The 24,585-nt window shown below is 43.1% G+C and carries 19 protein-coding genes; all 19 read left to right on the plus strand.

Translation table 11 applies throughout. The features are described 5' to 3' along the window. Window positions 1-36 precede the first annotated feature (36 nt). The 19 genes from RIG27_RS14120 (at window position 37) to RIG27_RS14210 (ending at window position 24,306) form a co-directional block, all read left to right on the plus strand. Complete coding sequence (locus RIG27_RS14120; RefSeq protein WP_446346078.1) at window positions 37-1,353, plus strand: flippase; 1,317 nt, start codon at window positions 37-39, stop codon at window positions 1,351-1,353. Beyond that, window positions 1,343-2,083, plus strand: coding sequence for a class I SAM-dependent methyltransferase (locus tag RIG27_RS14125; protein WP_446346080.1), 741 nt, complete (start codon window positions 1,343-1,345; stop codon window positions 2,081-2,083). The genes RIG27_RS14120 and RIG27_RS14125 overlap by 11 nt, the downstream gene beginning before the upstream one ends. Beyond that, window positions 2,037-3,176 (plus strand): methyltransferase domain-containing protein, encoded by a 1,140-nt coding sequence (locus RIG27_RS14130; RefSeq protein WP_446346082.1) that lies wholly within the window; start codon window positions 2,037-2,039, stop codon window positions 3,174-3,176. Before RIG27_RS14125 ends, RIG27_RS14130 begins: the two co-directional genes overlap by 47 nt. Continuing rightward, window positions 3,173-4,705, plus strand: a complete 1,533-nt coding sequence (locus RIG27_RS14135) for a glycosyltransferase (RefSeq protein WP_446346084.1) — start codon at window positions 3,173-3,175, stop codon at window positions 4,703-4,705. The genes RIG27_RS14130 and RIG27_RS14135 overlap by 4 nt, the downstream gene beginning before the upstream one ends. Further along, on the plus strand, window positions 4,702-7,014 hold the full coding sequence (locus RIG27_RS14140) for a heparinase II/III family protein (RefSeq protein WP_446346086.1): 2,313 nt from the start codon (window positions 4,702-4,704) through the stop codon (window positions 7,012-7,014). Before RIG27_RS14135 ends, RIG27_RS14140 begins: the two co-directional genes overlap by 4 nt. A gap of 12 nt (window positions 7,015-7,026) precedes the next feature. Continuing rightward, window positions 7,027-8,376 (plus strand): hypothetical protein, encoded by a 1,350-nt coding sequence (locus RIG27_RS14145; RefSeq protein ID WP_446346088.1) that lies wholly within the window; start codon window positions 7,027-7,029, stop codon window positions 8,374-8,376. Between the two features lie 39 nt (window positions 8,377-8,415). Continuing rightward, entirely contained in the window at window positions 8,416-9,723 is a 1,308-nt protein-coding gene (locus RIG27_RS14150; protein WP_446346090.1) for a hypothetical protein, read from the plus strand. Between the two features lie 20 nt (window positions 9,724-9,743). After that, window positions 9,744-10,871: a glycosyltransferase gene (locus RIG27_RS14155; protein WP_446346092.1), complete on the plus strand. Its 1,128-nt coding sequence runs from the start codon at window positions 9,744-9,746 to the stop codon at window positions 10,869-10,871. Between the two features lie 51 nt (window positions 10,872-10,922). After that, window positions 10,923-11,255, plus strand: a complete 333-nt coding sequence (locus RIG27_RS14160; RefSeq protein WP_446346094.1) for a hypothetical protein — start codon at window positions 10,923-10,925, stop codon at window positions 11,253-11,255. Then, window positions 11,252-12,871: a Gfo/Idh/MocA family oxidoreductase gene (locus tag RIG27_RS14165; protein ID WP_446346096.1), complete on the plus strand. Its 1,620-nt coding sequence runs from the start codon at window positions 11,252-11,254 to the stop codon at window positions 12,869-12,871. The genes RIG27_RS14160 and RIG27_RS14165 overlap by 4 nt, the downstream gene beginning before the upstream one ends. After that, window positions 12,843-15,014 carry a bi-domain-containing oxidoreductase gene (locus RIG27_RS14170; protein WP_446346098.1) on the plus strand — a complete coding sequence of 724 codons (2,172 nt, stop codon included), beginning with the start codon at window positions 12,843-12,845 and terminating at the stop codon, window positions 15,012-15,014. The genes RIG27_RS14165 and RIG27_RS14170 overlap by 29 nt, the downstream gene beginning before the upstream one ends. After that, window positions 15,011-16,942, plus strand: coding sequence for a heparinase II/III domain-containing protein (locus RIG27_RS14175; protein ID WP_446346101.1), 1,932 nt, complete (start codon window positions 15,011-15,013; stop codon window positions 16,940-16,942). The genes RIG27_RS14170 and RIG27_RS14175 overlap by 4 nt, the downstream gene beginning before the upstream one ends. 194 nt (window positions 16,943-17,136) lie before the next feature. After that, complete coding sequence (locus RIG27_RS14180; RefSeq protein WP_446346103.1) at window positions 17,137-18,381, plus strand: glycosyltransferase family 4 protein; 1,245 nt, start codon at window positions 17,137-17,139, stop codon at window positions 18,379-18,381. Further along, window positions 18,336-19,247: an SDR family oxidoreductase gene (locus RIG27_RS14185; RefSeq protein WP_446346105.1), complete on the plus strand. Its 912-nt coding sequence runs from the start codon at window positions 18,336-18,338 to the stop codon at window positions 19,245-19,247. Before RIG27_RS14180 ends, RIG27_RS14185 begins: the two co-directional genes overlap by 46 nt. A gap of 365 nt (window positions 19,248-19,612) precedes the next feature. Next, window positions 19,613-20,611, plus strand: coding sequence for an MraY family glycosyltransferase (locus RIG27_RS14190; protein ID WP_446346107.1), 999 nt, complete (start codon window positions 19,613-19,615; stop codon window positions 20,609-20,611). Between the two features lie 453 nt (window positions 20,612-21,064). After that, window positions 21,065-21,397 (plus strand): type II toxin-antitoxin system Phd/YefM family antitoxin, encoded by a 333-nt coding sequence (locus RIG27_RS14195; protein WP_446346109.1) that lies wholly within the window; start codon window positions 21,065-21,067, stop codon window positions 21,395-21,397. Beyond that, window positions 21,394-21,711 (plus strand): type II toxin-antitoxin system RelE/ParE family toxin, encoded by a 318-nt coding sequence (locus RIG27_RS14200; RefSeq protein ID WP_446346111.1) that lies wholly within the window; start codon window positions 21,394-21,396, stop codon window positions 21,709-21,711. Before RIG27_RS14195 ends, RIG27_RS14200 begins: the two co-directional genes overlap by 4 nt. Window positions 21,712-22,148: 437 nt before the next feature. Beyond that, complete coding sequence (locus RIG27_RS14205) at window positions 22,149-23,054, plus strand: CoB--CoM heterodisulfide reductase iron-sulfur subunit B family protein (RefSeq protein WP_446346113.1); 906 nt, start codon at window positions 22,149-22,151, stop codon at window positions 23,052-23,054. Window positions 23,055-23,601: 547 nt separating this feature from the next. Then, window positions 23,602-24,306, plus strand: coding sequence for a response regulator (locus RIG27_RS14210; protein ID WP_446346119.1), 705 nt, complete (start codon window positions 23,602-23,604; stop codon window positions 24,304-24,306). Window positions 24,307-24,585 lie beyond the last annotated feature (279 nt).

Genomic DNA, 24,585 nt, shown 5'->3' on the forward strand with positions numbered 1-24,585 from the left:
GTGTCCTAGTTACTAAATTATCTACTCTAAAAAACTATGGCTTCGGAATTTAGCTTATTTGTTTATAGCAAATTTAAGGCATGTCGATCGTTATATCGCAGGGGAATCCGTTCCGACTTTATCCGCAAAGTTGCTGAAACGTTTGCGACTAGGGTTGCTCTAATTGGAATCGGGCTGATGACTTCTGTAATTGTAGCTAGGACACTAGGACCAGAGGGACGAGGTATTTACGCAGTAGCTACAGCTATCGGTGCTATCGGTATACAGGTAGGTAATCTGGGACTACATGCGTCAAATACGTACTATGTAGCTCGCGATAGAAAATTACTTCCACAACTAGTTAGTAATACTCTTGCACTTAGCTTTGGATTTGGTTGTATAATCGCTGCTTTAGTCGGGTTTGTTTTTATTATAAAACCTAATTTAGCGCCAATTCAGGGATTGATTTTGGTATTAGCTTTACTGGGAATTCCCTTTGGATTAGCTTATATGCTCCTCAAAAATATTTTGCTGGGAATATATAAAATAGAAGACTATAACAAAATTGAATTAGCCAATAAACTAATTGCTCTCAGTATTATTAGTTTTTTATTGTTAATTAAAGTAGTGGCGATAGAAACTATATTTTTTGTTAGCTTGATGGCTACAATTATTAGCTTATTCGGAGTTACCTGGAAATTAAAACAATATATCCATAAGCTTCCATTGCCATCATTGAAATTATTTAAAAAAACTATTAATTATGGAATTAAAGCTTATATGGCAGCATTTTTTACGTTTTTAGTGTTGCGTAGTGACTTGTTTATGGTTCAATATATGCTGGGTTCACTTCAATCTGGTTATTATTCAATAGCCGTTATGATAGCAGATATGATATATATGTTACCTGTAGTCATTGGATCTATATTATTTCCTAAATTATCAGCCATGCCTAATAACCAGAATAAATGGAGGTTGACAAAAAAGCTGTCTCTAGCAGTTTGTCTGTTGATAGTATTTATATCTATTTGGGCAATTCTTTTCGTTGAACCAACTGTTCGCTTTTTATTTGGAGTAGAATTTTTACCCACAATACCAGCATTTTATTGGTTAATACCTGCGATGTTATTTTTGTCAATTAATAGAGTTTACATGAATTATTTTGCCGCCCAAGGCATGCCTCTAATCACAGTTTATTCACCAGGTATAGCTCTGGTAATCAATATAGTCTTAAATTTCAAAACTATACCTTTATGGGGAATTGTAGGAGCATCCATTTCTTCAATATTTTCCTATGGATTAATGCTAGGAATTAGCATGGTTTATCTTAAAACTCATTCTAGACGTAAACAAGGATATTTAAATGTCAAATAACTACACCAAAAGGCTATTTTTAGCTTATAGCAAAACCCATATATCTTATTTAGATAACGATGATAAACTGAAAAAAAATAGATTTATAAAATATGCAAGAACCAATTATTTAAGACATATTAATCACCTAGATAAAAATTCAGCAAAGATTCTTGAAATAGGATGTAACAGAGGTTACTTGCTGTCTGCCTTGAGTGGCTTTGGATTTAGTAACTTGTATGGAGTTGATCTGTCACCAGATGACGTAAAAAATGCCAAAACATTACTTCCTAATGTAGATATTATATGCATTGATGCCTATGATTACTTAAAGGAATATAAGGAAGAATTTGACTTAATTATTCTCAAAGCAGTATTGGAGCATATCCCTAAAAATGATATTATTTATTTTCTAGAACAAATTAGAAATAGTCTCAAACACGGGGGATTAGTTATCATTGATGTACCCAATATGGATTGGTTATTTGCTCAACATGAAAGATATATGGATTTCACTCATGAAGTTGGATTTACTCGAGAAAGCCTTGCTCAAATTATGAGAAATGTATTTAATGAAGTGTTTGTGTGTAAAAGCAATTTCATTGTTTCAGATACTTTGAAATCAAAAATTGCAGCTTTAGTGAGACCAGTATTAATTCATATAATGAACATGGCATTTAGGATAATTGGTGAAGGTGCATCAGATGTTTGGTGGGATAATAGAAGTATTATTGGCGTTGGTAAAAAATAGAAACGGTAATTTAATGAAAAATAATCTTTTTCAAACTTATCTACAAAATAAACTTCCCTTGGATCGAAAAAAAGTGTTAGGTCTAGGCTATGATATTGGTTATTGCTCAGATCAGATTGCCAAGCTGTATCCTTGGATGGAAGTGACGAATGTAGACTACAGTAAGCACCTTATTACTACAGTACCATTTAATTCAGAGCAAGTATCCTTGAAAAATGCTGATTTTGCACATCTACCATTATCTAATGAGTCTTTTGATTGTGTCTATGTGAATAATACATTAGAACAGACTGGCGATGTCGAGCAAATACTGCAAGAAGGTCATCGGGTTTTATCCTGGGGAGGAGTTCTAGTCGCAGCTATTCCCAGTAACGCTTTTAGTGATCACGAACTTCGCATTCTGCTTGATGACTTGGGATTTGTCAATATTGAAATTCAAGAAATTTATACGTTTTGCAAACTGGGTATGATTTCTTACCCACCAGCCAGCGACAAGATGATGTACATTGTAGCCTGGAAACGCTGCCAAAAAATATCTAGATTGGAGCGGGCTATAGAGGCTATGGATTGGGTTTACCAAACTATCAGTCCAGAAAAGCCAAATGAATCAGGAATTCCGCCAGACATCATCAAATCAGGTTATGCTTGGTGCGGTGGGTATGCATTAGTTCTGCAATTTGTATTAGAACGCGAAGGTTACAAAACACGAAGGGTTGCTTTCTGGATGAAACCTCATCCCAAGGGACATGGTATTGAGAAAGTGGACTCCCACGCTTTACTAGAGGTTTACCTCGATGTAAAATGGCAATTACTCGACCCAACTTGTAATATCTACTTTAACGGAAATTCTCTTGATGATTTGGTGCGTAATCCTGATTTAGCTTTGCCTGTCTTTGCGGAGCATGAACCTGACATAAGATTTAGGGAACGGCGGTATGATCTATATTGTACAAAATGGGCATTTGAAAAATGCTACAAAACCTACTATGAAAACCCTGTGTTTACTAATTTCAAGAAAAGCTTAAAACAATATAATAAACTATACACTATAGCTAAGTTTATGAAACACAGAATATTACTTTATAAAGTATGAATGTAAGAGTGACAAAGAGAGAAATTGTAGCTACTCTGGCTGAAAAAAAGTTTTTCAAAACAGATAATTTAGCAATTTCCTGTGAAAATATATCATCAATTTCTTACAAAGATGTACTGGAATGCTACTTGGCACTCTCTCTAGTGAGGAAATGGTATTGGGTTGACGTGAATTATAAAATTGCGAATCATCAGCCGATATGGATAGCCCTTTTAAATATTGTTAGAGATATTATTTTGTGGGTATTTATTTATCTTAATTATTTTCAAAATGTATCAATTTTATTTAAAAAAATAAATGATTTTATTATTGTTGATATCGTTAAAAGAAAATGGGTGTGTTTGTTTTTGAGAACAGATCACTGGTTTAACGTAAAAAGTGGAGGTTCTGTTGGCCATATAAGTGGAGTGATTAATGGATTACGTTCGCTTGCAGACAAGGTTCACGTTGTTAGTACTGATGATTTAGTAGGTGTTCAACAAAATAGTTGGTTTTATCTTTGCCAACCTTTATATGAGATCGGAAGAAATCTGCCACAGATTCCTGAACTGCTATATAATCATCAACTTTTTGAACGGATAGATAAACAATGGGAACAATGGTCACCATCTTTTATTTACCAAAGATATAGCCTAGGAAATTACGTTGGTGTCTCACTTAAGCTGAAGTATCAAGTTCCCTACATTTGCGAATACAATGGTTCGTTTCCTTGGATGGCGCGTAACTGGGGTGGTCGAAAGCTTTTTCATGAAAAACTGCTGACCCGTATCGAACTGCTTAATCTGAAAGCGGCTGATGTGGTGGTTGTCGTTAGTCAACCAATGAAAGATGAGTTAATAGCGCGTGGGATTGAAGCAGATAAAATTCTGGTTAATCCCAATGGTGTAGATCCAGAACAGTATTCACCAAATGTGGACGGTTCTGGCATTCGCCATCAATATGGTTTAGAGAATAAAACAGTCATTGGCTTTATCGGAACTTTTGGCAAGTGGCATGGAGCCGAGGTACTCGCAGCAGCATTCGGACGTCTGTTACAGGACTTTCCAGATTATCGAGAAAAGATACGGTTACTGTTAATCGGAGATGGTGTAACTATGCCCCAAGTTAAGGAACAGCTAACAAAATTTAATGTAATGGATGCATGTATCTTTACTGGACTCATTCCCCAAGAAGAAGGATCGAGCCATCTCGCTGCTTGTGATATTCTGGTTTCACCCCATGTCCCTAATCCTGATGGCACACCCTTTTTTGGTTCTCCCACTAAGCTTTTTGAGTACATGGCAATGGGTAAAGGTATAGTCGCATCTGATTTGAATCAGATTGGAGAAATATTAAAGCATGATCACACAGCCTGGATGGTCAAGCCAGGAGATATTGATGCCCTCAAGCTGGGTTTAAAAGTGTTGATTGATGATCAACAACGGCGGGAGAGACTAGGGGAAGCAGCACGGCGTGAAGTCGTCGCTAAATATACCTGGAAAGAACACACACGCAAGATTATTGACAAACTGAAGGAGCGTTGCGGATGAACCTGAAACACTACCTTCAGAAAGCCATATCCTTGCCCCCCCATCTGATCATCCAGAAAATGATTGGCAAGGCTCAGCGAAAGTTAAAATTTCTCTACCAGCGCCAACATGATACTTGGTATTCAACCTATTTAACACCTGACTCGTTTCCTTGGGGTAGGCTTGATCGTCATTTTCAGCCAGTATCGATTGATTCTTGGAATTCGCGTTCTAAACTGTTAGGCTCTGTTACGTCTTATTATCTCAATCATCGCTTCGATCTTCTGGGTTCCGGATGGGTGCAAGTCAAGCACGGAATGTACTGTCGAGGTTTGGAAGGCTATCGCTATGAGATGGGTTCATCCATTGAGCTAGACTGCAAAGGTAGATGGTTGGAAAATCGCATTAATTCAGCAAACTTAGCTAAGTCCCAACGTATCTGGCATCTAGTAGATAAAAACTACACCCCTATCGATTGGCATCTCGATTTTAAATCCGGCTATCGCTGGTCTGAAAATACTTGGTATTTGAATATACCTTATGGTCACAAACTAGGTGTCGATATCAAAGTGCCATGGGAATTAGCCCGAATGCAGCACTTACCTCAACTTGCCTGGGCTTATGTTTTAGCGGGAAAGGCTCAACCCGGTTTTGCACCTTCCCAAACGTATCCCCGTGAATTTCGCAATCAAGTGCTGGATTTTATTGCCACCAATCCACCCCGCTTTGGGGTAAACTGGCGCTGCACAATGGATATAGGAATCCGAGTGGCAAATTGGTTAGTGTCCTACGACTTGTTCCGAGCCTACTGTGCAGAATTTGATACAGAATTCGAGACAGAGTTCAGTCGCAGCATATATCAGCATGGTTGGCATATTATTAACAACCTAGAATGGTCGCCAAAACTCAGATCAAACCACTATTTGGCTAACGTAGTCGGTCTATTATTCGTAGCCGCGTATTTACCCTGCACGCCAACAACTAACGCTTGGTTAGCCTTTGCCATTCAGGAACTCATCAATGAGGTGGAGTCTCAATTCTATCCAGATGGAGCCAACTTTGAAGCATCGACCAGCTACCATCGCCTTTCCGCCGAGATGGTAATCTATGGCACAGCTCTAGTAGTCGGTATGCCACCGGAAAAATATTCAGCTTTGAAAGAAGAATACGATTATCGCCTGCACAAGGTTCGTCCCCCACTCCAACCAGCACCACTTGCTCTTTATCCCTTGGCGGGAAGCGATCGCCTCATTCCCTTTCCGGATTGGTACATCGAACGGTTGGAGAAAATGGCAGAGTTTACGATGCATATCACCAAGCCCAATAATCATGTTCCTCAAATCGGTGATAATGACAGCGGACGCTTTCTGAAACTCCAGCCACTGTATCATCAGATGAGTGTCGCCGAAGCGAAGGCAAGTTATGCTAATCTGGATGGCTATACCGATCTTCGGGATGATGCCATCTATTGGGATGAAGACTTTCTAGATCACCGACATCTGGTTGCTGCGATTAACGGACTCTTTGGACGGGATGATTTTGCCCGGTTGACAGGAGAAGGCTGGCTGGAAACTGACCTGATCCGACATTTGGCTAAAGGCACTCGCCTACCTTCCTACTTACAACCGGGTCAACATCCTGCTGCGGAGGAGGTGCGTATCGGCACAAAAGAAGATTGGCAGAAATTTAGTGCTAAATTAGATTCGCTGCCACAGACGCAAGCCCAGTCAAGGCAAGTTCTAGATATTTCCGTACCGGGTAGTGACCTAGACAAAGACCTCAAGCTTTATGCCTATCCAGACTTTGGCTTGTATCTCTACCGCTCCCAGCGACTCTACCTAGCAATCCGCTGTGGTTATCTTGGTCAAAATGGCAACGGAGGTCATGCCCACAATGACCAGTTTTCTATAGAGTTAAACCTAGATGGTGAGGATTGGATAAGTGATCCAGGAACATATCTATACACACCGCTACCAGAACGCCGGAACGAATACCGCTCCAGTCAGGCACACTTTGCCCCTCAGCTTCTTGCTGAACGAGAAAAAAAGTACCTCAGCCAAGGACTGTTCACCTTGAACAATGCTCCAGAAGGAGAATGTGTCTATTTTGGGTCGGATGGATTTATAGGAACTCTCAGATTAAACAAAGAACCTACCTATCATTCCCTAAAAATAGGAAAACACTCTATCGATTTGGTTGATACTAATTCTAGGGATGAATTGAGTGGGCAACCCAGAATACTATACTGTAGTCAAAGTGAACCAAATAAAAAAACAACTACCTATTTTTCCAATGGCTACGGTAAAAAAACAATAGGTCAAAATAAGTAGAGGATTATTTCTGTGTCTACTTCATTGGGGTATACTGAAAAAAAAATCCCTGTTCATCTGATTCAAAATAAACCTTCTTTAAGGCGACTAGACCTCTGTATATTTTTTATTTTATTTGCATTAATTTTGTTTTATCAATTGCAGTTGGCATCGCCTTTGATGCTTTTCATATTCAAGGCAAGGTATGCACTCTATGCTTACCTGTACTTACGAATAGCTATATTTTACAGATTGCGTTTAACCCAAAAGCAGTTATTATTGTTCACATTCTTACTCTATGCTGTGTTTGTAACTTCACATACTTATTTTCTTTACGGTTCACAGGTAGCATTAGCGGGTTTTACGCGATTTGTAAATGTAGCTTTGATAGCACCTATAGCCAGTATTCTTTTCAAGAGGATAAATGAATCAAAAATCTTTGTTTACTTTTGGTTATTAGTGGTTTGGCTAGGTTCATTGACGCTAGTTTACCAGTTATTGGGAGGAGAACTATCGTGGCTAGTCAGAGATTACATAGCAATTCGGGGTAGTCTTATTCGCTTTAAAAGCTTACTAGGAGAACCAAACATAGGAGGTATGGCATCATCTATTATTTATGCATTTGCAATATTGGCGATTCGTTCTTTTGCTGTCCAGATAGCTTTACTCGTAGTCGCCTTAATTTTCCTCGTCTTCAGTCTCTCGAAAGCAGCAATGGCAGGTTGGATTATAGCCACAGTTATTATACTACTTTTAAAACTAACTAAAAAAAAATACACTTTAAAGCTTAAAAAAAATATCATAAATAAATATACAATCATCCTTATATTTTTTTTGTTGCTTTTTGTTTTTAGCGTTACCTATCCATCAGCAGTGCAGGAATATTTTGTAAAATATGGACAAACTGCACTTATAGCCTTTACTGGTGGGGATACAGGTGAGGGTACTGCCTACAGTGTTTTGGAAGATCTTTCAATGCGTATGATTGGCATAACCCAGCAAGGAATATCATTAGCTATGGAAAAAAGTAGCTTTTATCCCCTAAATTTTTTAGTTGGCAGTAGTTTTGGATTAGCTGGTAGTGCTGCATTAGAGCTAAAAGAAGATGCGCTTTTACCACACAATACATTTTCAGAAATTTATTTTGTAGGGGGATTTTTTATGCTATTATTATTCTTGCTTATTTTAACGAAAACTTTATTTGCTTTATGGTTAAGGCGAACTGTCAATCATTATTACCAAGCCTTATTTGTAACTTTTTTTGTAATTGTCGCATTTATGCCATCTTACCCAATTATTTATGAACCAATATTGGGCTCCTTATTCTGGCTAATAGTCGGCTTAGTTGCCAACTCTTGTCTTTCCATCAAAAACATAGTCTAATAATAGTCACACCAGTAGTCAGCAGATAATAATTAATCAATGAGAATCCTGATTATTAGTTACTCTTACACGCCAGCAATTACTCCACGCGCTTTTCGCTGGAGCGCGATCGCAGAATATTGGGCTAGACAAGGTGATCACGTTGATGTTGTCAGTGCTTGGAACCCTGGGCTGTTGCAGAAAGAAGTTATCAATGGTGTTTGTGTGCATCGAGTTGGAGGTGCTGTAACTGAGGCGCTACGCAGCAAACTTCAGACGCCTGGTATACCTCCGAACACCATTGTTGATAAACCTACCGCATTCGATGGTTTAAGGGTAAAACAAAATCTAACATCTTTTGTAAAATGGGTTCATGATCAAACGTGGAAAAAGATATATTGGCCCGACTACGCCTGCTTGTGGTACTTCCCAGCTTTGAAAGAAGTCAAACGGTTACTCAAGTTATATAATTATAATGCTATAATTACCGTTTCTCACCCTTTCACAGGGCATTTGGTCGGTCTGAAGTTAAAAAAAGATTATCCAACAATACCATGGCTTGTAGATATTGGTGACCCATTTTGCTTTTTGGAACACAGACCTCCAAATAACTATCAATTGTACAAAAAGATGAATTATAACTCAGAATGTGAAATTTTCAGACGTGCTGACTTAATTGCCGTTACCACAAAAACGACTTTAGAAAAATATTCAAGTTTATTTCCTGAAAGTGCTGAAAAATTATGTGTAATTTTACCTTTAATATCTATACCAGAAAATAATACAAGTCTTGGCTCAATTTTTCCGAAAGATGAAAAAGAGAAAGTAAGGCTTGTCTTTCTCGGCACTTTATATAAAAGCATACGAAGTCCTAAATTTTTACTTCAACTATTTAGAGAGCTATTACAAACACATGTTTCGGATACATTAGAACTTCATTTTTTTGGTAGTATCTATGATTGTGCAGAATTTTTTGAACCCTATCAAAAATTATTGGAAAATAAGATATTTATTCATGGAATTATTAGTCATGACAAAGTTTATCAGGTTATGAAAGAAGCTGATATACTTATAAATATTGGCAACAACACACCTTTCGAGTTACCCAGCAAGCTGGTAGAGTATGCAGGTATGAGTAAACCAATACTAAATATTCTTAAGGATGAAAACGATATATCTGTGGATTTTTTAGACCCATATTCAGGAGTTTTTCATGTTTTTCAAAGTTTAAGTTTGGACAAGCAGTTAATAAAATTAATCTCTTTCATAGAAAATCCACCAAAAATTGAAAAAGCTAAACTGCAACAATGGCTCAGTAGTTTTAAGTTAGAAACTATTGCAGCCCAATATAAACTGGGTATAGATTGATAGGATAAGAGAGTAAAAGAATGACAAAGTTGTGGCATATATACTACGGTACTAGAGGCACATCAGGTGCTTATATTGATGCGCTACAGTTGGCTTTTAAAGAAAAAGAATTAAATTCTTGGGCTTTTGTAAGTTGCAATTACCCGTTTAAAAGCTGGCAAGTAATAAAATTATTTTTCCCGATGACTGATTTCACAGAGAAACGTAATTTTGTTATTAAAACTATACGGGGTTGTGAATTAATATTAGCCTACACAATTATTTTTATCGCAGCTTTGTTATTTAGACCAAAGGTTAACCTACACCTAATAGATGATTTTAAGGTAACATATATTTTATATCAAGCCTTTAAAGTTATAAGAATCCCAATCTATGTGACCTGTCATGATGTTATTGCCCATGATCAAGCGCTGAATCCCAGAAGGTTAAAGATATTAGAGGAGGCAGAAAAGCTAGTTGTGCATAGCGATTTTGCTAAACAATTACTTTTACAACAGATTGGTGAGAAAAATGCTGAAAAAATTATTCAACATCCTTACCCCTATAGTTCTTATGAACCTATACTATCATCAACTAAAATAAATTATTATAAAGAATTAATCCATGATAAATACAAAATTGAAAGTAGTTTTTTCTTGTTTTTAGGAATTGTCAGATTTTCCAAAGGTATCGAAGTTCTTTTGGACGCTTGGAATAAGTCTAAAGCAAGTACTCAAAGTCAATTAGTAATTGCTGGGAAGTGGCCAGCTAATGTTAAGCCCCAAAAGTCAAAAATAAGAGAAATAAACAATTGTCAGGTGATTGACAAATATCTAAGTAGCGAAGAATTCGTTATTTTAATTCAAAAAGCCAAATTTGTTGTCTTGCCTTATCTAGACTATTGTCACAGTGCGTTATTAATGGCATGTGCCAGACATGGGGGTGCTGTTATTGTTAGTGATATCGATTTATTTCAAGAAATTATTCCTGATTATCCTTTGATTTTTACCAAAGGAAACAGTCAGGATTTAGCCAAATTACTTGAAAAGACTATGACATTAACAAATGAAGAAGTAGATAAGTATAGAAGATTGTTGCAATGCTCTGTAGAGAGTCTAGATAAAGAACTGATCGAAGGAGTCTATAAATCTTATCAAGAGCTGTTATAAGTGTGTAGAATAGCTGGTTTTTCAGGGAATTTTAATCATTCTCTTCTCAAGATGATGAACAGGGTGATCGCCCATCGGGGATCTGATGACGCTGGCATCGGTCTAGCTCATCGCCTACTCTCGATCATTGATTTGTCTCCCGTTGGTCATCAGCCGATGTGCGATACGACTGAAACAGCGATGATTGTGTTCAATGGGGAAATCTTTAACTACCGAGAGTTAAGAGCAGATTTAGTGGCAACGGGGTACAAATTCAAGAGTCAAACCGATACAGAAGTGCTACTCAACTTGTATATCCGGGATGGCGAAGCGATGCTTTCTCAACTCAACGGGATGTTTGCTTTTGCTATTTGGTATACCCCTGAAAAGGAGGAAAATAATTGAGAGTTTTAGTAGGAATAAAATGGAGAGATGACTTCTTAGACGAGCATCGCCATCCAGAGGAATATCGTATCCAAGTCCTTGCATGGAAAAACTTAGATAAGCTCGATAATCTGTATTTTATTCGTCCCAAAAGCTTAAGGCTGCTCTGGAATTATTGGCGTGAAATTGGTTTAGTAGAACTCTGGCGAAAAATAGTATCCCGCAGTCAAGAACAATACCGCAATCAAAAATATATCTCTTGCGGCTTGGGTCGTATACTCGAATCCGCAGATGCACAAAAGTTTCCTATGGGACAAATTGTTGCTTTTCTAGCACCAAGACATTCACCCTGCTTGGAACGAGTAGTCCTGCCTTCAGAATTTCTCATTAAAGTGGATCAGTCTGATCTTCCAGCTCTATCAGCAAGTACTATTCTGTATCAACCTGTATTTACGCAAGAATTGGTCGTAAATTTATGGTGGGTAAATATACGGGGTTGGAGTTTTTATTCAGGTAGAGTTTTATCCTATCGCACAAGTGCTACCTTGATGAAAAATGTTTTGGAATCCATCCGTTTTACGGATTGGCACAAAGCGCTTATACTACAAGTCCCTGAACCAAGTCGAATTACAGAGGTTAAAGAGTACTCTTTAGCCAAGCGTCCTCTAGACCGGAAGAATGCAGTTCTGTTTGGCTATGGCAATTACGCTAAGACAATCATTCTGCCTAATTTAAAATCCTATCTGTCAATTGACTGTATACATGAAATTGATCCCACACAGATTTCACTTCAAGAAAATCTTGTCAGAAAATGGGACACATCTCCAAGCTGCCGAGATGATGAAGATTATGACGTGTTTTTAATTGCCGGATTTCACCATACCCATACGCCGCTAGCTATCCAAGCTTTGCAGCGAAATGCCTATGCTGTCGTAGAAAAGCCTATTGTTGTGAGTAACACTCAGTTGGCTGAACTCATCAGGGCAATGCAAAATTCAAAGGGACAGCTATTTTCTTGTTTTCATAAACGGTATTTACCATTTAATGAACTCGCTATTTCAGATTTGAAAATAGATAGAGATGAATCTATTAATTACCACTGTATTGTTTATGAAGTACCTCTACCCGAACTTCACTGGTATCAATGGCAAAATTCCAAGAGTCGCTTGGTTTCAAACGGCTGCCATTGGATTGATCATTTTCTCTATCTGAACAATTTTTGTCAAGTAAGCTCATCGAATTTGGTGATTGCTAAAGATGGGACAATTAACTGCTCGGTAGAATTAGAAAACGGGGCTTTATTGACAATGGTTTTAACTGATATAGGCAGTGAACGTATTGGCGTCCAAGACTATATTGAACTCCGAGCAAACGATGTGACAATTAAGATGATTAACGGTTCAGCGTATCTAGCAGAAGGAAAAGACCGAATTATCCGACGAGCGAAAATCAACAAAATGCAAAGCTATAAATTGATGTATCAAAAAATTGGACGCAAAATAGTTGCCGATGAACCAGGGGATTCGCTACAGTCAGTAAACGTTTCTGCTGGACTACTAATGACCCTGGAAAATCAGCTAACCGAACAACTGAATCAGCAAAGATTGTATGAAACAAATCCTTCAATCCCTGAGTAGCGGTATTACAGAAATCGTAGAGATTCCTTGTCCAAGCGTGAAATCAGGTCATCTACTGATCTGTACTCGTAGCAGCTTAGTTTCCGCTGGTACGGAACGAATGTTAGTGGAGTTCGCCCAAGCTAACCTCCTGGATAAAGCCCGCCAGCAACCGGAAAGAGTTCGCCTGGTGCTGGACAAAATGAGGACAGATGGCGTAATCCCCACTTTAGAAGCAGTACAAAGTAAACTCGACCAACCCTTACCCATGGGTTACGCTAACGCCGGAGTCGTTCTGGACGTTGGCGCTGGGGTTGAAGAGTTTAGTGTTGGCGATCGCATCATCTCCAACGGTTCCCATGCTGAAGTCGTCTGTGTCCCGAAAAACCTCTGTGCCAAGATTCCCGATCCAGTCACCGACGAAGCCGCCGCCTTTACCGTACTTGGCGCGATCGCACTCCAGGGGATTCGTCTTGCCCAACCCACATTGGGCGAGACGTTCGTCGTCACCGGACTGGGTTTAATTGGTTTAATCACCGTCCAACTCCTCCAAGCCCAAGGTTGTCGTGTCTTGGGGATTGACTTTGACCCGAAAAAGCTTGACCTGGCTCGAAAATTTGGCGCCCAAACCGTAGATCTTTCCCGTGACGAAGACCCAATTTCTGCCGCTGCTTCCTTGTCTCAGGGACGAGGGATTGATGGTGTTTTAATTACCGCCGCCACCAAAAGCAACGAACCCGTTCACCAAGCCGCCCAAATGTGCCGCAAGCGAGGACGAATCGTATTAGTCGGTGTTGTTGGCTTAGAACTGTCACGGGCAGATTTTTACGAAAAAGAGCTATCCTTTCAAGTATCCTGCTCCTATGGTCCCGGTCGCTATGACCCAGCTTACGAAGCGGAGGGTCAAGACTACCCCCTCGGATTTGTCCGCTGGACAGCACAACGAAATTTTGAAGCCGTCCTCGATATGTTGGCGACAGGCAGATTAGACGTAGCTCCCCTGATCTCCCATCGCTTCCCCCTGGAGCAAGCCCCCGCCGCTTACCAACTCCTGAACAGTAGTGAACCGTATCTGGGCATTATCCTAGAATACCCCGATCCTCAGCAGCCCAATGACCTGCTCAACCCAACGATTCAGCTTGAACAGGAACATACACAGACAAAGGCATTCCCGTCTGAGAGTCACACAAAAGCCCCTATCCCCCATCAGCCAGTTCTTGGTTTCATTGGTGCGGGCAATTACGCCACTCGAATTTTAATCCCCGCTTTCAAACAAACCAACGCTACCCTAAAAGCTGTAGCCACCACAGGGGGTATCAGTGGTGTCTATGCGGGTCGCAAATTTGGTTTTGGTCTCGCTACAACCGATCCAGATAGTCTACTGAATGACCCAGAAATCAACACCTTGGTGATTGCCACCCGCCACGATAGCCACGCCGATTATGTCTGTAAAGCTCTCAATGCTGGGAAATATGTCTTCGTGGAAAAGCCTCTCGCGATCGCGCCTGACCAACTTGACGCGATCCAATCCACTTATACCTCAATCCTCAATTCTGGCACGTCACCCCTACTCATGGTGGGCTTCAATCGTCGCTTTGCCCCCCAAATTCAGAAAATCAAAGCCCTCCTCGCTAACCTCAAAGAAGCGAAAGCCATGATCATGACGGTGAATGCGGGAGCAATTCCCCCAAACCACTGGACTCAAGACGCGGCGATTGGCGGGGGGCGGATTATTGGTGAAGCCTGCCACTTTATCGACCTGCTAAGATTTCTGGCAGATTCCCCAATTGTCTCGGTTCAAACCACCAGCTTAGGTGGCGTCGAACTGCGAGAGGATAAAGTCAGCTTTACCCTGAGTTTTGCCGATGGTTCCCTGGGTACGGTACACTATTTAGCCAATGGTCACAAATCATTTCCCAAAGAGCGATTAGAAATCTTTTGTGCGGGTCGTATTCTCCAACTCGATAACTTCCGCAAGTTAAAAGGCTATGGTTTTTCTGGATTTAACTCGATGAACTTGTGGCGACAGGATAAAGGCAATACAGCTTGTGCCGCCGCTTTTATCAATGCCATTGAATCGGGTCAAGCCGCACCCATTCCCTTTGAAGAATTCGTTGAAGTCACGCGGGTTAGCTTTGAAATTGCGGAGGCGGCGAGACATTGAACCTAGGTCGTTGGTGGCGGACAATTCGCGATATTCCCCCGCGTCAACTAGCCGCACGGGTACAATTTGAAATTAAAGCGCGATCGCTTCCCCATCTGCCACTATCCCTGCGCCGTTCCCTAGCTTTAGGGAACCCAATTCCCACACCTCCTTTACGTCAAGGCTATCTTAAGGCGTTAGAATTCCCAAAAATCCCCCAGCATTTTGCCCCCCCTGAAGCCACCTATACCTTCACCTTCCTCAATCAATCACGCCAACTCGCCTTTCCTATCCCTTGGAATAGCCCAGACTATCCGCGCCTGTGGCAATTTAACCTCCACTATTTTGACTGGGTGCGTGAGGTTTTGACGAGAGGATATCAACAGGGGCAAGTCGATGGCGCTAGCCTGAGTCAGCTTAAGCACTTCATCGACAACTGGATTGCAGCCAATCCCCTCTGTTCATTTGACGGCTGGCATCCATATACCACATCTTTGCGAATTGTCAACTGGACATTTGCCACTAGAGCCATCCCCACTCTAGCTAAGCCAGAAATTATTACTTCTGTGTGGTTTCAGGTTAACTATCTCCATCGCCACAAGGAGTATTTTGCTGGGGGCAATCATCTGTTGGAAAATCTGAGAGGATTGATTATTGGGGGGTTAAACTTTGATTGTCCTAAGGCTGAATCCATCGTCCGCTTGACACTCGATCAACTGGCACAACAACTAGCCATCCAAATTCTACCCGATGGGGGACATTACGAACGTAGCCCCATGTATCATCTCATCGTTCTCAACCTCGTGGCTGAAACAGTCGCCTGCTTACAGAATGCGGGTTGGTCGATACCAGACACCATTAATGAACCCCTGCACCGGATGCTGCAATTTGCCGAAACTATCCGCTTGTCCAGTGGACTCTTTCCCCTGTGGAATGATGCGGCTTACGATATTGCTAATCCCCTAGATGAGGTCGTCAGTTGGGTGCGCCAGCTTTTGGCACAGCCTTCCACCGATGCGACTGATGCTTTGCATGAGCGCTTACTTCAGGCAAGTGGTACGTGCCAAGCCGCATCTATCCTCACCCAAACGAGTGTAACAACAAGCAGCCTGCTGACTGATTCTGGCTACTATATCCTACGAAATGCCACGGGTATAGAACTAACCTTCGACTGCGCCCCACCCTGTCCCTCTGAACTTCCCCCGCACGCTCATGCGGATTGTTTAACCATCGACTTGTACTGCAAAGGTCAACCCGTGATTGTGGATACGGGTACGAGTGAATACAGCAGTGGTACGATTCGGTCTTACGAGCGCAGTACCTTAGCTCATAATACAGTTGCGATCGCGAATCAAAACCAATCTGAAATCTGGGGAAGTTTCCGGGTTGGTCGCAAAGCTCAACCTAACAATGTTCAATCTGGCACGTTCCAGGAATGGCAGTGGGTCAGTGCGGCTCACAACGGCTATGCTAATCCCCCTCTCAAGGCTTGGCATCAGCGCTGGGTGGGTCTGGAAACCAAAGCAATTGTTATCCTGGATCGCCTAGAAACTGCCCTTGCAACTGAGTATACCTCAAGGCTTCACTTTGCTCCTGGTTTACATCTGATTTATGAGCCAGAAACACAGGTGTATGCTTGCGAGTTAAAGACAACCTGCTTGTATATTCAATGTCTCGGTTTAACAGCCGACGATGAGGTGAAATGGTTGGATGCAGATACCTCTGAATCCTGGTATGCTCCTGAATTTGGACGGCGCTATCCTCGCGGATACCTACAAATTAAAGGCTCATTACTCCCTAAGGGCAAGATTTTCTGTCTGGTTCTGACGCTTGATTCTCGACCGAAGATGACCTGGACGTGGCACAATCAACAAGGAAAACTTCAGTTTGAAAATGGAGAAATCCTGACATGGCACTTCCAGCCACGTAATTTAGTTGTCTTAGAGTGAATGGCACTGAAAAGCGTGCATTTTTGAATCGCCTCCACCCTTGATATACCGTAGGGTGGGCATTGCCCACCAGCCTTAAGTCAGCCATTCGATTTAAGGGTTTGTAGTGAGCAATGCGAGTGTTTATGGCGAAGACAGCGCAACTACAAACCTGATTGAGCAACGGATTTTGTAATGGATGTAACCAATGACCAATGACCCATAAAATTTGGATTATTAATCAATTTGCCAATACTCTAGACGTACCGGGTCATATCAGACAGTATGAACTCGGTCAATTTTTAGTCAAACAAGGCTGTCAGGTGAATGTGTTTGCCTCCGATTACAACTTGACCCAACGACAGTACTTAAAACTAAAATTTCCTCAATTATGGCATCGGGAAACCTTAAACGGTTTGCAATGGAATTGGCTCTATGCGGCTGCCTATCAAGCCAATAACTGGCGACGCTATTTAAATATGTTGTCATTTTGCCTAACCTTATTAATTATCGGTTTGTTTAAACCGAAGCCAGACTTGATTATTGGCTCATCACCGCAACTATTAGCCGCCTTCACCGCTTGGATACTAGCAAAATTACGGAGAGCCAGGTTTTACTTGGAGGTACGCGATCTCTGGCCCCAAGTCCTGATTGAGCTTGGGGGTAAGTCACCCAATAGTCTGATGGTGCGTGTTTTGGCGAGGATTGAACACCTACTGTATCAAAAGAGCGATCGCGTGATTGTTCTGGCGGCGGGATTAGTCGATTACATAACCAAGCATGGTGCTATCCAGGTCAATTGGCTACCGAATGGTCCTGATGTTGAACAGTTTAAGCTGGAAATACCTGTTGAAGTAGCCAAAGCTGATTACCACATTGATCCAGAGCGAATTTGCCTGATGTATACTGGGGCGCACGGTACGGCGAATTCCCTCGATACTATCGTTGAAGCGGCGCGATTACTTCACCAAAGCCATCCCCAGATATTTCAAATTTTATTAGTCGGTGATGGTCCGGAAAAATCCCAGCTCATCGAACAAGCTTCTGGCATTGAATGTCTAGAATTTAGACCCGCAATCCCGAAAGGGGAAATGCCTCAACTCCTAAAAGCGGCTGATGGTCTAATTCTAACGCTCAAAGATATTCCCCTCTTTCACTATGGTGTCAGCCCCAATAAACTCTATGATGCTTATGCGGCAGGTAAGCCAGTGATAGTGGCGGTTGGCGGGACAGTGAATCAAGAGGTGGAAAAGTATCGGCTGGGCTTCACCGCAGCACCCGAAGATGCCAAAGGTTTAGCCGAGGCAATGCGGCAACTGGCTCAGATACCATTATCGGAACGGCAAGCCATGGGTCAACGGGGTCAGGATTTGATTCGTTCAACCTACTCCCGCACCAAAGTTGCTGCAAAACTATGGCAGTTAATCCAGGAGGATTTATGTGTGCGGATATCTTACTAACTGGTGCGACTGGATTTACCGGAGGCTTTGTTTGTCAGCAATTGCTCCAGCGAGGTATTGAGTTTGATTGCTTAGTTAGACCCACGGCTAAGACAGAAAAACTAAAACGGTACCACCTGAGATTAGTCGAAGGCGATCTCAATGATATAGAATCACTGCGTCGGGTTTTTCCTGGGTATCATACCTTAATTAATGTCGCATCTATCGGATTTGGTGCTGCCCCCAATATTGTTAAGGCTTGCCAAGAATCGGGAGTAAAACGGGCAATTTTTGTTAGTACGACAGCAATTTTTACGCAACTGAACGCCAAGAGCAAAGTGGTGCGTAAAACAGCTGAGAAAGCGATTCGGGAGAGTGATTTGGACTACACGATTTTGCGTCCAACCATGATTTATGGCACACCCGAAGATCGGAACATGATTCGATTAATGCGTTTAATTGAGCGATCGCTCCTGATCCCAATCCCCGGTTCCGGAAAATCTTTACAGCAGCCCGTTCACGTTGAAGACGTGGCTTGGGCAATTTGTGAAGTTCTCAATCAGCCGAAAACCCATCGTCAAGATTACAATATTTCCGGCGGACAAGTCCTGAGTTATAACGATGTGGTTCAGATTGCGGGTTATGCCCTAGGTAAAAAACCGATTCTTTGGCACATACCTATCAATTTATTTCTCAATCTAATCCAAATGGCGAATTCTATAGGTCTAAAAATGCCCGTAAGTCAGGAGCAGGTCTTACGATTAAATGAAGACAAAGTGTTTGACTATAAGACAGCTAAAGCAGACTTTAACTATTCACCCAGAAGCTTTACAGAAGGAATTGCTCAAGAAGTCGCGTTGCTGAGAGCGAATCAATCATCTGAGTAAAATTCCTCAAACTAGCAGGTCATCTAGGAGATATAGCAACCGCCATAGCGGTTAGGACACATCATTTGGTAGAGACGTTCCGCCGGAACGTCTCTACTTGTCCTAATCGATGTGTCTACTGCTATACCATCGAGCAATTCGCTAAACGCCCCCTACCGCTCAATAGTTCAACCATTGACCGCCTGCTAGGTTCCCTAATCGTTGACAGCAGCCACATCCGAAACACCCTCAACTGGCAACCTCCCTACACCGTTGATGAAGGGCTCTCAAAAACCTTGCGCTGATGCACCTCTGTCACGGAACTCACCGGAAACGAATAGGTCATATAGTAAAAGATGTGTGTGTGAGAAGTGTAATAGACAAGCATGTTAACTGTTCTTGCGGCTGCCAGTTTTCTGGCGAGTATCCTCCTGACTAATCTCATTAAACGACGCTTCAGCAACCACTTACTGGACATCCCCAACGATCGCAGTTCCCATACCCAACCCACTCCCCGTGGTGGTGGCTTGGGTTTCATCCTGGCGTTTGCGATAACGAGTTTAATTGCCACTCTATTCGCCAGTTCTTTCCCTCAACTCCTATCCCACCCCCAAATTAACCCCAACCCAACCTTCCTGTGGCTGATCCTCACTCCCCTAGCCATCATTGGTATCATTGATGACCGCCAAGGGCTTCCGGCGAGAATACGCTACCTAGTGCATCTGTCCGTCGCCAGCCTCGCGATCGCGTGTTTCGGTTCCTTCCCCCTACCCTGGCTCCCTAACTTCGGTATAGTCGGTCAAATGCTCGCGATCGCACTCACCCTAATTGGCATCACCGCCCTAATTAATTTCTACAACTTCATGGATGGTTTAGATGGTCTAGTTGCCAGCGTCACCGCCCTCCAGATGGCATTTCTAGCACTTTACCTCAACCAACCCCTATTCTGGCTGCTTGTCGCCGCCCTCCTCGGTTTTCTCTGGTGGAATTGGTCTCCCGCGAAAATCTTTATGGGCGATGCAGGTAGCACCGTCTTGGGAGCCAGTGTCGCCATCGCCCTGCTCAACAGCCATAACCCCGTACAAGCCTGGTCTGCTCTCGCCGTGACACTCCCACTCACCGCTGATGCCATCTACACCCTAATCCGTCGCCTGATCCGCCAGGAAAACATCTTTAAAGGGCATCGTAGCCACATTTACCAGCGGCTTCAACAATCCGGTTGGACTCATCGCCAAGTCGCTCTCACCTACCTGATTGCCACCAGTATCATTGTCTTATTAATCACCACTCTCGGCACTCTGGGGAATTGGTTCAGTTTAGTCGGGGTACTGATAGGACTTGCGATCGCGGAAATGTATCTCCAGGCGACAAGTGCGATCGTTTAAAATGTCGCCCCTACCAGATACCCGACAACTCCTAAGAAGTCGGGTATCTAACTCACATAATCAGATGGGTGATTCCAGGCTCAATCCATCATCTCGCGATCGCTGAAATTTATCTCCAAGCGCGATCGCGGAGCCTAATACCAAGTTGCAGTCTAATGTAGAATCTGTCATGCTGAGCAAAACGCAGTGAAACCCTTCACTTCGTTCGAGGGCAGGCTCCGTGACGCTCGCGCATCTGTCCAGATTCTTCGCTTCGCTCGTCCTAGACATGATAGAACGCAACTTGGTATAACCACCCGTAGGCTACGATAGCAGCTCTGACAAGGGTGTTGTCTGGTTCTCCCCAGATGGTGCGATCGCCAATCCTAGCTTAGATGTCCCATTGACGACCAATCAGGAAACTTGTAGCATCTAATTAGAGTCTTAATCGGGATTTTAATTTAGGTCTATTCCATGGTTAACCTTCAAGATATCCACTCACTCACTGATTTTAAGCGCAACGCCAGTAACTATATAGAACGCATCCGAGAGACGAAAGCACCAATGGTACTGACAATAAACGGTGAGGCGGCTGTGATTGTCCAAGATGCCCTCAGTTTCCAGCATCTGCAAAATCGCCTCAAGGAACTCGAAGCGGAATTAGAGAACGTTAAGCTCAAAGCATTACAGACAGAAATCCGTCAAGGAGTTGAGAGCGGAGAAGCCACACCACTTGACATTGAAGACGTGATCCGTCGAGGTCAAGCACGAAGTATTGAACGTCGAAGCACAGAGCAAGGTGTATGAGCGAGATTTTCAAGCGTCCTCTTGCTCAGACAGATTTAGATGCTATTTGGGACTATCTCGAAGAACATAGTAGTCAAGAGCAGGCAGCAGATTTTCTGAGAAAGCTTTATGCCAAATTGGAGACCCTTGCCCAAAATCCTTATATTGGGCGTATTCGTGACGAGTTGTTACCAGAACTGCGGAGTTTTCCATTTAGGGACTATCTGATTTTTTACTTTCCCTTGACGAATGGAATTGAGGTGGTGCGTGTGCTTTATGGGAGACGGGATATAGAGCGTATTTTCGTCGAAGAAGGGGAAGAGGAAGAAATGTGAAGATCTAATCGTAGACTAGGCGGCGTTTTGTCACCGTAGGTTAATGTTGGCACAATCCAATCATTGTCCTCAGTCGAATCGCACCCTGATTAAGGATGGTGGGCAGTGCCCACCCTACGGTATATCAAGGGTGGAGGCAATCTCAAAGACTTATTTCAGTGCCATTGTTCGTGTAGGGGCGACCCGCTTGCACCAATCAACGACTGTATTCACTCAATTGGCTCGGGTCGCCCTTTACTCAACGGGAGCATGTTAGGGACAGTATATAACGTTCCAGTCGGTTGGGTAGAGCGTAAGCGTTACCCAACAGGCTAACGATGACGTTGGGTTACTCTTTCGAGAAGGCGAGAACCTACGTCCCTCAACCCGACCTACTCTCGTTGACCCCATTAGGATTAGCGATGGGATAATTGATCCTGACATCCAGATTAACTGCTATGCCATCTCAAACCTTAAAATACGCTTACTTCCCCGGTTGTGTCGCCCAAGGCGCTTGCCGAGAATTGTACCAATCCACCGCCGCCCTGACTCAAGCCTTGGGCATTGAACTGATTGAACTGAAAAAAGCTTCCTGTTGCGGTTCTGGCACATTTAAGGAAGATTCCCGATTGCTGGAAGATACTGTAAATGCCCGTAATATTGCCTTGGCGGAGGAACTGGCTCTCCCCCTGTTAACCCATTGCAGTACCTGTCAGGGGGTTATTGGTCATGTGGATGAACGCTTGAAGGACTTTCAACAGAGTGATCCGGGCTATGTCGATCAAATTAATGGCTTACTGAAAAAAGAGGGCTGTTCTCCTTATAAAGGGAATAGCGAAGTCAAGCACTTGCTGTGGGCGTTAGTCACCGATTATGGACTAGACGCCTTACAAGAACGGGTCACCCGAAAGCTAAGCGGGTTAAAATGTGCCGCCTTCTATGGCTGTTATTTGCTCCGAGGACAAACCACAATCCCCTATGACAACCCGTTTCACCCCGAATCGATGGAAAATGTATTCCGCTCCGTTGGCGCAACTCCGGTCTATTATCGCGGACGAACCCAATGTTGTGGTTGGCCCATTGCTAGTTATGCGACTGAGCAATCCTTCCAAATGGCGGGGAAAAATATCCAAGAAGCTATTGACGCCGGGGCAGATTGTATGGTAACACCTTGCCCATTGTGCCACCTGAATCTTGACTCTCGTCAACCGGAAGTGGAAAAGGTAATTGAGCGTAAGCTGGGATTACCTGTGTTACATTTACCGCAATTGGTGGCTTTGGCGCTCGGTATTCCACCCAAGGAGTTGGGATTGAGTAAGCATATTGTCTCGACACGACCTGTTTTAGAGAAATTGGGCTTGTAATCTATTCCCCTACCCGATCCTCGACTTCTTGAAGGTTGGGGATCTAAATTGAATGTCACGCTCCTGGTATGCTGGTGGGCAATGCCCACCCTACGGTATATCAAAGGTTTTGGCAATTTCATAATGATTAAGGAGCATGCTATTCGATCTAAATTAGCGATCGCATCCGCAACGGATGAAATCAACATTTATATTCCCCTGTAGGGGCGACCCGCTTGACCTAATTAACAACACCAGTCCATTCAATGGGGTCGGGTCGCCCTTTACTTAGGGTTTGCTGTTCCCTGTTCCCTGTTCCCTGTTCCCTATTCCCTATTCCACAAAGACCAACTCAATATGATAACTTATATCCCTTGCAGTAGTGTTGGGCTTCCTCGCTGTCGTCTGATGAATGGGGATGAGGTATCGTAGAAACAAGCACAGGCAAAAGCCATCCCCAATGCGGCGTCTAATACCAAACCCGGATTGACTACCCCCTTTATAATTCAGTCCGCACAGGCGGACGAAAGTTTGTGTAGCTGTGACGTCCAGTCGCCAGAGTTCCTGTATGGATATTTTAATCGTTGAAGACGAAGCGGAAATCGCCAAACTCATCCAACTTACCCTAGAACGGGAAGGATTCACCTGCTACTCCTATCGCGATGGATTAGCCGCCTTGCAAGCCTTCCAAACCCAGCAACCGGATGTGATTATTCTCGACTTAATGCTACCGGGATTGGATGGATTGGAAGTTTGCGCCCGAATTCGCCAAAAACCGGGACCCAAAGACCCGTATATTCTAATGCTGACGGCGAAGGGAGAGGAAATTGACCGCGTGATTGGGCTATCAACAGGTGCTGATGATTACCTCGTCAAACCCTTTAGCCCTACCGAACTGGTGGCTAGAGTCCGGGCGCTATTGCGGCGTAGTTTGCGTCATGGCGGACAGTCCCTTGTCTACCGTACCCAACATTTTACTGTGGATGTGGATCAGCATACGGCTAGTCGCCAACTCGATTCTGGGGAATCAGAACCCCTGGATTTAACCACGTTAGAATTTAATCTGTTGGCAACCTTTATCAGTCAACCCGGTCGAGTTTGGAATCGTACTCAACTGATTGATAAACTGTGGGGGAATGACTTTTTTGGCGATGAACGGGTGGTTGATACCCATGTCGCCCGATTGCGGAAAAAAATAGAACCGGACTCCAGTAATCCGACCTTTGTTAAAACGGTTATCGGTGTTGGTTATAAATTTGAAGACACCCCGTAGGGGTTTGGTCTCCAACACCCGTGTCAACTTAAGCTCAACCCCTCACCCCTGCAACAAAAGCTCTCGCATCCTCTGTCCTCCCCCGTGCAACAAAAGCTCTCGCATCCTCTGTCCTCCCCCATGCAACAAAAGCTCTCGCATCCTCTGTCCTCCCCCATGCAACAAAAGCTCTCGCATCCTCTGTCCTCCCCCCTCTTGTAGCAGGGGGAACGAGGGGGGTAGGGGGGAACGAGGGGACCGGAGTTGGGGTTAGGGGATGAGGGGGAAATGTTGAGGAGT

This window comes from Coleofasciculus sp. F4-SAH-05, assembly GCF_040222985.1.
GTDB classification, from domain to species: Bacteria; Cyanobacteriota; Cyanobacteriia; order Cyanobacteriales; family Coleofasciculaceae; genus Coleofasciculus; species Coleofasciculus chthonoplastes.

Bases quoted from the DNA above. Each gene is read 5' to 3' on its own strand.
- RIG27_RS14120 (WP_446346078.1), top strand. From the start codon at position 37: ATGGCTTCGGAATTTAGCTTATTTGTTTATAGCAAATTTAAGGCATGT.
- RIG27_RS14125 (WP_446346080.1), top strand. From the start codon at position 1,343: ATGTCAAATAACTACACCAAAAGGCTATTTTTAGCTTATAGCAAAACC.
- RIG27_RS14130 (WP_446346082.1), top strand. From the start codon at position 2,037: ATGTTTGGTGGGATAATAGAAGTATTATTGGCGTTGGTAAAAAATAGA.
- RIG27_RS14135 (WP_446346084.1), top strand. From the start codon at position 3,173: ATGAATGTAAGAGTGACAAAGAGAGAAATTGTAGCTACTCTGGCTGAA.
- RIG27_RS14140 (WP_446346086.1), top strand. From the start codon at position 4,702: ATGAACCTGAAACACTACCTTCAGAAAGCCATATCCTTGCCCCCCCAT.
- RIG27_RS14150 (WP_446346090.1), top strand. From the start codon at position 8,416: ATGAGAATCCTGATTATTAGTTACTCTTACACGCCAGCAATTACTCCA.
- RIG27_RS14155 (WP_446346092.1), top strand. From the start codon at position 9,744: ATGACAAAGTTGTGGCATATATACTACGGTACTAGAGGCACATCAGGT.
- RIG27_RS14160 (WP_446346094.1), top strand. From the start codon at position 10,923: ATGATGAACAGGGTGATCGCCCATCGGGGATCTGATGACGCTGGCATC.
- RIG27_RS14170 (WP_446346098.1), top strand. From the start codon at position 12,843: ATGAAACAAATCCTTCAATCCCTGAGTAGCGGTATTACAGAAATCGTA.
- RIG27_RS14180 (WP_446346103.1), top strand. From the start codon at position 17,137: ATGACCCATAAAATTTGGATTATTAATCAATTTGCCAATACTCTAGAC.
- RIG27_RS14185 (WP_446346105.1), top strand. From the start codon at position 18,336: ATGGCAGTTAATCCAGGAGGATTTATGTGTGCGGATATCTTACTAACT.
- RIG27_RS14190 (WP_446346107.1), top strand. From the start codon at position 19,613: ATGTTAACTGTTCTTGCGGCTGCCAGTTTTCTGGCGAGTATCCTCCTG.
- RIG27_RS14195 (WP_446346109.1), top strand. From the start codon at position 21,065: ATGGTTAACCTTCAAGATATCCACTCACTCACTGATTTTAAGCGCAAC.
- RIG27_RS14200 (WP_446346111.1), top strand. From the start codon at position 21,394: ATGAGCGAGATTTTCAAGCGTCCTCTTGCTCAGACAGATTTAGATGCT.
- RIG27_RS14205 (WP_446346113.1), top strand. From the start codon at position 22,149: ATGCCATCTCAAACCTTAAAATACGCTTACTTCCCCGGTTGTGTCGCC.
- RIG27_RS14210 (WP_446346119.1), top strand. From the start codon at position 23,602: ATGGATATTTTAATCGTTGAAGACGAAGCGGAAATCGCCAAACTCATC.